Origin of the sequence: Amaricoccus macauensis, from assembly GCF_049800915.1 — a bacterium.
Classification (GTDB): Bacteria; Pseudomonadota; Alphaproteobacteria; order Rhodobacterales; family Rhodobacteraceae; genus Amaricoccus; species Amaricoccus macauensis_A.
Genome location: NZ_JBNAFY010000003.1, coordinates 192,517 through 201,162 on the forward strand (window position 1 = coordinate 192,517; position 8,646 = coordinate 201,162).

Consider the following 8,646-nt stretch of genomic DNA (forward strand, 5'->3'; position numbering starts at 1 on the left):
GACAATTCGGCATGGAAAGGTCCCGGGGGGATGGGGGAACTTGATATTGCTGCACCTGGCCGCGGTTCGGCGGTCACGCAGTCCTTGTACGCCTTGAGGGTGGACGAGGCTCATTCCGCGTTCGGCACAACCGGCGCGGGCATTCGCATCGGCATCATATCGGACAGTTTCGATGCCGCGCCGCGCAGCCGGGATGGGGGCGGCTATGCCGCGGATGTGGCATCGGGCGACCTGCCCGGGGATGTCACGATCCTGTCGGATCTCAGCGAGGCCGAAGCGCTTTTCACTGGCGCGAAGGACGAGGGGCGCGCCATGGCGCAGCTAGTCCACGATCTTGCACCCGATGCGGAGATCTATTTCGCCAGCGGCTACGGCTCAGAGCAGACCTTCGCGCAGGCCATCAACCGCCTCGTGGGGGCCGGCGTCGATATCATCGTCGATGACCTCTACTACGAGAAGGAGCCCTATTTCTCCGATGGGATGATCGCGCAGGCGGCGGGTCGGGCGGTGTCCAAGGGCGTGGCCTATTTCGCCGCTGCGGGAAATGACGGCACGGCGGGGCTCACGGGCGCGCTGGATTTCTCGGGGAGATCGGGTGTCGCGGGCGTCATTCACGATTGGAAAGCCGGCGCGGGATTCGACGGGGATTTCGACATCTCGGTCAAGGCGAACGCCACCATCGACATCGTTCTGACCTGGTCGGACACGTTCCGCAGCGAATTCGCCGGAAGTTCCGGGGCGACATCGGATCTCGACATCGTGCTGACGGTTGACGATCAGCCGATCACCCTTGGCTGGTATCGCGAAGTCATGGGTGAGGCAGCCTTCGAGCGGAGCCGCGCGGAACTGGAGCGCCAGTTCGTGCCCCTCGGGGGCAAGGTCGATCTCGACACGCCCCTCGGCGGTATCAACGGCAATCTGAGCGAGGACGCCATCGAGACCGTGCGTTTCTTCAATCCCCATGGGGATCGAGATATCGAGATCGGCGTGCAGATCGAATACGCCGCAGGCACATCGGAACCTGCCGCCTTCCAGCTCCGGTTTCCCGGCTCTTCCATGCTGACCGAATTCGTCGATGAACCCGGGCCGAACACCAGGATCGCCACGGTCTACGGGCATGTGGCGGCCAAGGGCGTGATCGGTGTCGGCGCGGCAGGCTACCGCAACACGCCCGCGCAGGGTGTGGAACGGCCCGTTCTCGAGACGTTCAGCGCGCGTGGCGATGTGGAGATCACGCATTGGCCGGATGGCACCCCACGGGGCCGGGCGGACCTGCGGCCTGGGGTCGATATCGTCGCCACGGACGGTGGCAACACCACATTCTTCGGCAAGCACTATTGGTGGGATCGGGATGCGCATCCGAATTTCGTCGGCACGTCCGCCGCCGCCGCGAATGCCGCGGCCATTGCAGCCCTGATGCTGGAAGTCGATCCGGACCTGACTCCGGCCAAGCTTCTCCGCGCGATGCAGGCGGGCGCGATCGACATGGATGATCCGCTGACGTCTGGGTTCGATACCGGATCAGACGCCGCAACCGGGGCGGGCCTGATCCAGGCCGACGCGATCCTCGCTTCCCTCTTCAACGAGATCACCGCGAGCAATTCCGGCAAGACGCGCGGGACCGGGAAGGCCGACCTGATGATTGGCACCGGGAAGGCGGACCGGTTGGACGGGCTGGGCGGCACCGACGTGATCGAGGCAGGCGGGGGCAACGACCGGGCATCCGGGGGCAGCGGGCGCGACATGCTCAAGGGCGGGGCTGACAACGATCGCCTCTTCGGAGGTGCGGGCGGCGACAAGCTTAAGGGTGGAGCGGGCCGTGACCATCTGCGCGGCGATGGTGGCGCAGATATCCTGCGAGGCGAAAGCGGACCGGACCTGCTGACCGGCGGCGCGGGCGCGGATACGGTATCGGGCGGCGGTGGACGCGACACCCTGTTCGGAGGGTCCGGCGATGACGTCTTCTATGGTGGTGCGCTGGCCGACCGTTTCATTTTCGACAGCGGCCGGGACCGGTATCTCGACTTCACTCAGGACGAGGGCGACACGCTTCTGATCCATCATGACGGGCGGAAGCACCTCATCACCAGCTACGGCACCCTGGTTGAATTCGCAGAGCGGTTCGACGTGGCGATCGCCGCTTCCGGCCATGAGATCACCCTGCAGCTTTCCGCCGCCGACCGGTTGACGCTGGAGACCGGCGACACCCCGGCGGGCGATCTCATCATGGGCTAGGGCAAAGCCGGCTCAGGCGTTGACGCCCTTCATGCCCTCTTCGGTGTAGCGCGCACCTGCCACGGCAAGCTCGTCCACGGCGCGGGTAAGTGCGGCGACTTCATCGGCACTGAGGACGAGGTCCAGCGCGCCCGCGTTTTCCTCGAGATACTTTACGCGCTTCGTGCCCGGAATGGGCACGATGTCATCGCCCTGTGCCAGCAGCCAGGCAAGTGCCACCTGTGCAGGCGTCGCGCGCTTCTCCGCCGCAAGCGCCTTCACTGCATCGACGATGGCGAGATTGGCCGCGAGGTTCTCGTCCTGGAAGCGCGGCAGCATGGCGCGGAAATCGCCCGCCTCGAAGCTCTGGCCTTTGGCATAGGTGCCGGTGAGGAACCCGCGGCCCAGCGGCGAATAGGGCACGAAGCCGATGCCGAATTCGCGGCAGGCGGGCAGGATCTCGGCCTCCACGTCGCGGGTCCAGAGGGAATACTCGGTTTGCACCGCCGTCACGGGATGAACGGCATGGGCGCGGCGCAGGGTCTCGGCGCTCACTTCCGAAAGCCCGACATGGCCGATCTTGCCTTCGGCCACGAGATCCGAAAGCGCACCCATCACCTCCTCAATGGGGCGGGTCTGATCCACCCGGTGGACATAGTAGAGATCGATCCGCTCCACGCCCAGACGCGTGAGCGAAGCCTCAAGGGCAGCGCGGGCATAGGCGGGACTGTTATCCACCGAGCGGGCGTATTCGCCCGGCTTGCGCACGATGCCGAACTTGGTGGCGAGCGTCACCTGCGGTTTGCGGCTGGCGAGAAAGCGACCGAGCAACTCCTCGTTGTGGAACGGGCCATACATGTCCGCCGTATCGAAGAAGGTGATGCCGAGTTCGATGGCGCGGTCGAGCACTCGGAGCGATTCCGCGTCGTCGCGCGCGCCGTAGAATTCGCTCATCCCCATGCAGCCGAGGCCGAGGCTGGAAACTTCGAGGCCCGTGCCTTCGGGACCATTGCCGAGTTTGCGCGTCTGCATTCACCATCTCCTTCGTGTTGTGTTGCGAGATAGGTGGGTAGGCAGGCATTCTGGCGCTATTGCGGCGATTGGAAGACGGTTTTCCGGATCTGGAAGATGGGTAGCGGGGTGCCCCAGAAAGTCTTTGCCCCTGAGGAGGTCAGATGGCTTTCAGGTTGGATCTGGATTTCTTTTATCCGGAAAGGTTCGCTTTCGAATACCTTGACAAGAATGGCATAGCAGAAGTCGCCATTTTCGGATTGAGCAGGGGTGATCCGATTGATCCGGCGACGGTGCCACGCATCGCGCAAGCCCAACGAGGCAAGCGCATGCCGGACGTATGCCCGATGCCCGGCTTGAATGCTGTCAGTTCACGGTTTCGGGATCTGGTTGAGGAACTGGAGCCGGGTGTGCACCAGTTCTTCGAGATTGAGTTTAGGGAGCAGGATGGCATCCCAATCCCCGGGCAATATTATACGTTCAACTGCCCTCGACGCATCGACACGATCCTTGTGAACGAATCCGGGCTTGGCTGGAAAGAAGCTCGCAATGGCATGCCAACTCCGAACACGCCCCGCCGGCAATTCTGCATCAGCAGTAACGCGAGTGGTGGAGCACATATCTGGTGTGAGAACTTCAAACGCGTCGCGGGCATCATGGTTTCTGATCAGTTCGCTGCCGAGGTCAAGAAGCGCGAGCTGACCGGCCTTGAAGTCAAGGCAACCTGTAATGAACTGGATGTTCCCTATGTCGCCGAACAGCAGGTTGGGCCGATGCTTGCCTGGTTGAGGGCGAATCCGGATAAACGCAAGTCGTTTCAACTCGGCGACGCGCCATAGGCAGTTCCGTGAAGTTTGCATGTCAGGGCCGCGAAAGCGGTTTTCTCCTTCCCATGCGCGGCTTATGACCCGAACCTGAAACGGCCCCGAGGCATGGGGCGCTTTGGCCGGGGAAGGCATGTCGAGCAAACCTGTTCAACTCATCTGGGACGATGCCCGCGTCTTCCTCACTGTGGCGCGCACCGGCACGCTCACGGCAGCGGCGCGGGAACTCGGCGGCGGGGTCGCCACGGCCTCGCGGCGGGTCGAGCGGTTGGAAGCTGTGCTGGGCGTTCCACTTTTTGTGCGCCACCAGACCGGCTACCGGCTGACGGATGAGGGCACCGCGCTCCTGCCGCGGGCCGAGGCCATCGAGGCGGCGGCGCTCGGGCTTGCCGGCGGGGCCATCGAGGCAGCGGAAGCCGCCGGGCGGGTGCGACTGGCCACGGCGGAGAATCTCGCCAATCCGCTGGTGATCCCGAGCCTGCCCACTCTGATGGCTGCACATCCGCGCCTTACGGTGGAGATCCTCACGGACGTGGCCTCGGTGAACCTGCACCGGCGCGAGGCGGACCTGGCGCTGCGCATGGTGCGCCCCGAGGCGGGCCACGTGGCCTGCCGCAGGCTCGGCACGCTGGGGTTCGGGCTTTACGGCTCGAAGGACTATCTCGAGCGGCGTAAAGGGCGGGCGGATGACCTGTCGCAGGATGCGCTGATCGGCTGGGGCGAGACGCGAGCGGGCCTTCCCGCCGCGCGCTGGATCGAACACGCGCTTGCCGGGCGCCCCCCGGTTCTCACGACAACGACGCTCGCAGGCCAGCTCGGCGCGGCGGAAGCCGGGCTGGGGCTCGCGGTGCTGCCGCATTTCCTCGCCCGGCCCAAGGGGCTTGAGGCATTGCCGGTTCATCCGGGCTGCGACCAGGAGATATGGCTGGTGATCCATGCCGATCTGGCCACGTCGCGTCGGGTGCGGGTGGTGGCCGATCACCTTGCCGCGCTGGTAACGCACCGTCAGCAGGAACTGGCCGGCGTCTGAGGCATTTGCGATCCGGAGCAGATTGACACGAGGCGCGCAACACTGGGAAATCATGAGCGCGCCAGGAAGTATCGGGAGTGGTGTATGGAAAGCGGATCGGACCTTCGGCCATTGGCAATTCACGTGGACGAGTGCGCGCCACGCACGAAGCCGTCGAACTATCCCGAGCCCTTCGCGAGCCGGATGTCGGGGCGCGAGAAACGCCAACTGGGCAATGTGTTCGGGCTCACGAATTTCGGCGTCAATCTGACCCGCCTTGCGCCGGGTGGAGAATCCGCGCTGTTGCACCGGCATACCAAACAGGACGAATTCGTCTACATCCTCGAGGGGCATCCGACACTTGTGACGGATACGGTGGAGATTCCACTCGGTCCCGGCATGTGCGCGGGTTTTCCGGCAGAGGGTGCCGCGCATCACCTCGTGAATCGCAGCGATGCCGAGGTCGTTTATATCGAGATCGGGGACCGCACCGACGGCGATATCGTGGAATACCCGCAAGACGATCTTTCCGCAGCACTTGGGCCGGACGGCAATTGGGTCTTCGCCCACAAGGACGGCATGCCCTACTGAGCGAGCGCAAAAGCGCGGCTTCCGCACCCGGTTGGACTTGAGGCGCGCCTGCGCCATCTCCATCAGGACATTCTGACGGCCGGGTCGCTTCAGTAGCGTCCCTGGGGAGGATGCTGATGCCGCGCAGAGATTTCACCGATGGAGCCTATCCCGTGCCGAGCCGACGGCTGGCGCGAATGGCTCGACTGGGTGGGATGACCACCGGCGTCCTGAGTAACATGCTCACCAGCGGCGCACGGCAGATTGCGCGGGGGGAGCGGCCGCGGCTGCCCGACATGCTGCTCAATCCGGCCACGGCCCGCCGTCTGACGCGCGATCTCGGACAGATGCGCGGGGCAGCAATGAAGCTTGGCCAGATGCTGTCGATGGATGCGGGCGTGGTGCTGCCGCCGGAAATGACCGATATCCTGTCCGCGCTCCGATCCGATGCGCCGCATATGCCCCCTGCCCAACTGAGAGATGTGCTTGATGCGGAATGGGGTTCCGGCTGGTACGGACGGTTCGACCGGTTCGATGTACGCCCCTTTGCCGCTGCCTCCATCGGGCAGGTCCATCGCGCACGAATGCCCGATGGCCGTGATCTGGCCATCAAGGTGCAATATCCCGGTGTGCGCGACAGCATCGACAGCGACCTCGACAATGCCGCCGCCCTGCTGCGCCTGCCTGGGTTGATCCCTCGCGACATGGACCTTTCGCCGGTCTTGCGCGAGGCCAAGCGACAGTTGCATATCGAGGCCGACTACCTCTCCGAGGGTCGGAACCTGATGGCGTTCCACGGGTTGCTCGGGGACACGGACGCCTTTCTTCTGCCTGAGGTGCAGGCCGACCTGAGCACGCCGCAGGTTCTGGCCATGACATATCTGGAATGCCAGCCGCTCGAGGCCCTGACCGATGCACCGCAAGCCCTGCGCGACCGGGTGGCCGGCGATCTGATCGAGCTTGTCTTGCGCGAGCTTTTTGCCTTTCGCCTGATGCAGACCGATCCCAATCTGGCGAATTATCGGTTTGATCCAGCAACCGGACGCATCGTCCTGCTGGATTTTGGCGCGGTGATGCCCATTGCGCCAGAATTGTCAGCGGCCTTTCGACGGCTTCTGAATGCCGCGCTGGAGGACGACCCGGACGCGATCCGTGCGGAAATGCAGGAAATCGGCTACTTTTCGGAAGAAACCGCGCCGCGTCACATCGCGCTCTGTATCGAGATGTTCCGGACGGCAATGGCACCATTGCGGCAGAGCGCGCCTTTCGATTTCGGCCACTCGGATCTGCTCGACGTCCTGCACGGCATGGGGCATGCCATGGGCCGGGATCGCGACATGACCCATGTGCCACCACCCGAGACGCTCTTTCTCCATCGAAAGATCGGCGGGATCTATCTTCTGGCGGCGAAATTGCGGGCGCGGGTCGCCTTGCGGCCGATGGTCGAGCGATTCCGCTGAAAGCTCGCCGCCCGCTTCTGGCCAATGCGCGTTTCCCGCCCCGGACGATTGCCTGAACACACATTGACCGCGCCAGGCTTGCGATCCCACCGCCCGCACGGGTTGCTCCGGCCCGCGATCAGGGTTAATCCCACGAAACGGTGCGCTTCACGATGGCGCAACAGCGGAGACAGGCGGACACATGGGCAGCGATCCACAGCTTCTGGTATCCACGGAATGGCTTGCCTCGCATCTCGAGGCCCCGGACATCCGGGTGATCGACGCGAGTTGGCATATGCCCGATACCGAGCGCGATGCCCGAGCCGAATACGAGGCGGCGCATATCCCCGGTGCGCGCTTCTTCGATATCGATAAGATTTCGGACCCCCAGTCCAAGCTTCCCCACATGGCGCCGCCGCCCGAGAAGTTCGTTTCGGCCGTCCGCGCGATGGGCATCGGCGACGGACATCGCGTCATCGTCTACGATACGGCGGGGCTTTTCAGCGCAGCCCGGGTCTGGTGGCTGTTCCGGCTCTTCGGAAAGCAGGACGTTGCCGTTCTCGATGGCGGTTTCAGGAAATGGAAGGCCGAGGGGCATCCGGTCGAAGACATGCCGCCCCTTCTGCGGGATCGTCACTTCACCGCGCGCCGTGACGCGAGCCTCGTGCGCGACGTGACCCAGGTTGCCGCCACTTCCAAACTCGGCAACGCGCAGATCGTGGACGCCCGTTCGCCCGCGCGGTTTCGCGGTGAGGAGCCGGAGCCACGCGAGGGCCTGCGCCCCGGACATATTCCGGGCTCGAAAAACGTTCACTATGCCTCGCTCCTCAATGAGGACGGCACGCTGAAGTCTGCCGAGGAAACCCGGGCCATCTTCGAGGCGGCCGGTGTCGATGTATCCTCCCCCGTGGTGACAACATGCGGGTCCGGCGTGACGGCGGCGATCCTGTCGCTGGCGCTCGAACGGATGGGAAATCGCAACCACGCACTCTATGACGGCTCCTGGGCCGAATGGGGCGCCTATCCGGATCTGAAGGTCGAAACCGGATGAGCAAGCATTCCGCCGGCGAAGAGGTCGAGTATGCGGTGACATTTCTGGCGATGGAGGAGCGGCCGCGCCACCCGCGACCGCCCCTGCCGGCCGGATCCCCCTGCGCCCTGATTGCTGCGAAATCGCCGCCCAACTGGTATTTCCTGTCGCTCTACGAGGCCGTGGGCCGCGACTACGAGTGGACGGACCAGATCGAGCGCCCGGATGATGAGCTAGCGGCCTGGCTGAACGACGAGAATGTCGTGCTTTACACCTTCCTGCGCGCAGGCTGGCCGCATGGTTTCTTCGTTCTCGACCACCGGGAAACCGAGACCTGTGATCTGGCCTATTTTGGTCTCGTGCCGGAGGCGATGGGGCGTGGGCTTGGCTGGTTCCTGCTGGAAACGGCCGTGCACATGGCCTGGGATCTGCCTGGCGTCGAACGGGTCACGGTGAACACGAATTCGCTCGACCATCCCCGTGCCCTGCCTCTCTACCAGAAGGCGGGTTTCGCGCCCTATCGACGCGCAACCCGCCGCCGCATTCTCA

Annotated in this window: 8 protein-coding genes; 7 read left to right on the top strand and 1 reads right to left on the bottom strand. The window is 64.3% G+C overall.

Going from position 1 to position 8,646, the window contains the following annotated elements:
• Positions 1-30 precede the first annotated feature (30 nt).
• On the top strand, positions 31-2,235 hold the full coding sequence (locus ACP15W_RS08635; RefSeq protein WP_424932471.1) for a S8 family serine peptidase: 2,205 nt from the start codon (positions 31-33) through the stop codon (positions 2,233-2,235).
• A 12-nt stretch (positions 2,236-2,247) separates the two neighbouring features.
• Here ACP15W_RS08635 and ACP15W_RS08640 read toward each other — a convergent pair whose 3' ends face one another.
• Positions 2,248-3,246, bottom strand: a complete 999-nt coding sequence (locus tag ACP15W_RS08640; protein WP_424932472.1) for an aldo/keto reductase — start codon at positions 3,244-3,246, stop codon at positions 2,248-2,250.
• 143 nt (positions 3,247-3,389) lie between these two features.
• Between ACP15W_RS08640 and ACP15W_RS08645 the strand changes: the two genes are divergently transcribed.
• The 6 genes from ACP15W_RS08645 to ACP15W_RS08670 form a co-directional block, all read left to right on the top strand.
• Positions 3,390-4,064 carry an imm11 family protein gene (locus ACP15W_RS08645; protein ID WP_424932473.1) on the top strand — a complete coding sequence of 225 codons (675 nt, stop codon included), beginning with the start codon at positions 3,390-3,392 and terminating at the stop codon, positions 4,062-4,064.
• 118 nt (positions 4,065-4,182) lie between these two features.
• Complete coding sequence (locus tag ACP15W_RS08650; protein WP_424932474.1) at positions 4,183-5,079, top strand: LysR family transcriptional regulator; 897 nt, start codon at positions 4,183-4,185, stop codon at positions 5,077-5,079.
• An 84-nt stretch (positions 5,080-5,163) separates the two neighbouring features.
• Positions 5,164-5,649, top strand: coding sequence for a cupin domain-containing protein (locus ACP15W_RS08655; RefSeq protein ID WP_424932475.1), 486 nt, complete (start codon positions 5,164-5,166; stop codon positions 5,647-5,649).
• 116 nt (positions 5,650-5,765) lie between these two features.
• Entirely contained in the window at positions 5,766-7,088 is a 1,323-nt protein-coding gene (locus tag ACP15W_RS08660; protein WP_424932476.1) for an ABC1 kinase family protein, read from the top strand.
• A 181-nt stretch (positions 7,089-7,269) separates the two neighbouring features.
• Complete coding sequence (gene sseA / locus ACP15W_RS08665) at positions 7,270-8,118, top strand: 3-mercaptopyruvate sulfurtransferase (RefSeq protein WP_424932477.1); 849 nt, start codon at positions 7,270-7,272, stop codon at positions 8,116-8,118.
• Positions 8,115-8,646, top strand: a 532-nt coding sequence (locus ACP15W_RS08670; RefSeq protein WP_424932478.1) for a GNAT family N-acetyltransferase, incomplete at its 3' end; no start/stop codon positions are given. The genes sseA and ACP15W_RS08670, both read left to right, overlap by 4 nt.

Bases quoted from the DNA above. Each gene is read 5' to 3' on its own strand.
- ACP15W_RS08635 (WP_424932471.1), top strand. From the start codon at position 31: ATGGGGGAACTTGATATTGCTGCACCTGGCCGCGGTTCGGCGGTCACG.
- ACP15W_RS08640 (WP_424932472.1), bottom strand. From the start codon at position 3,246: ATGCAGACGCGCAAACTCGGCAATGGTCCCGAAGGCACGGGCCTCGAA.
- ACP15W_RS08645 (WP_424932473.1), top strand. From the start codon at position 3,390: ATGGCTTTCAGGTTGGATCTGGATTTCTTTTATCCGGAAAGGTTCGCT.
- ACP15W_RS08650 (WP_424932474.1), top strand. From the start codon at position 4,183: ATGTCGAGCAAACCTGTTCAACTCATCTGGGACGATGCCCGCGTCTTC.
- ACP15W_RS08655 (WP_424932475.1), top strand. From the start codon at position 5,164: ATGGAAAGCGGATCGGACCTTCGGCCATTGGCAATTCACGTGGACGAG.
- ACP15W_RS08660 (WP_424932476.1), top strand. From the start codon at position 5,766: ATGCCGCGCAGAGATTTCACCGATGGAGCCTATCCCGTGCCGAGCCGA.
- sseA (WP_424932477.1), top strand. From the start codon at position 7,270: ATGGGCAGCGATCCACAGCTTCTGGTATCCACGGAATGGCTTGCCTCG.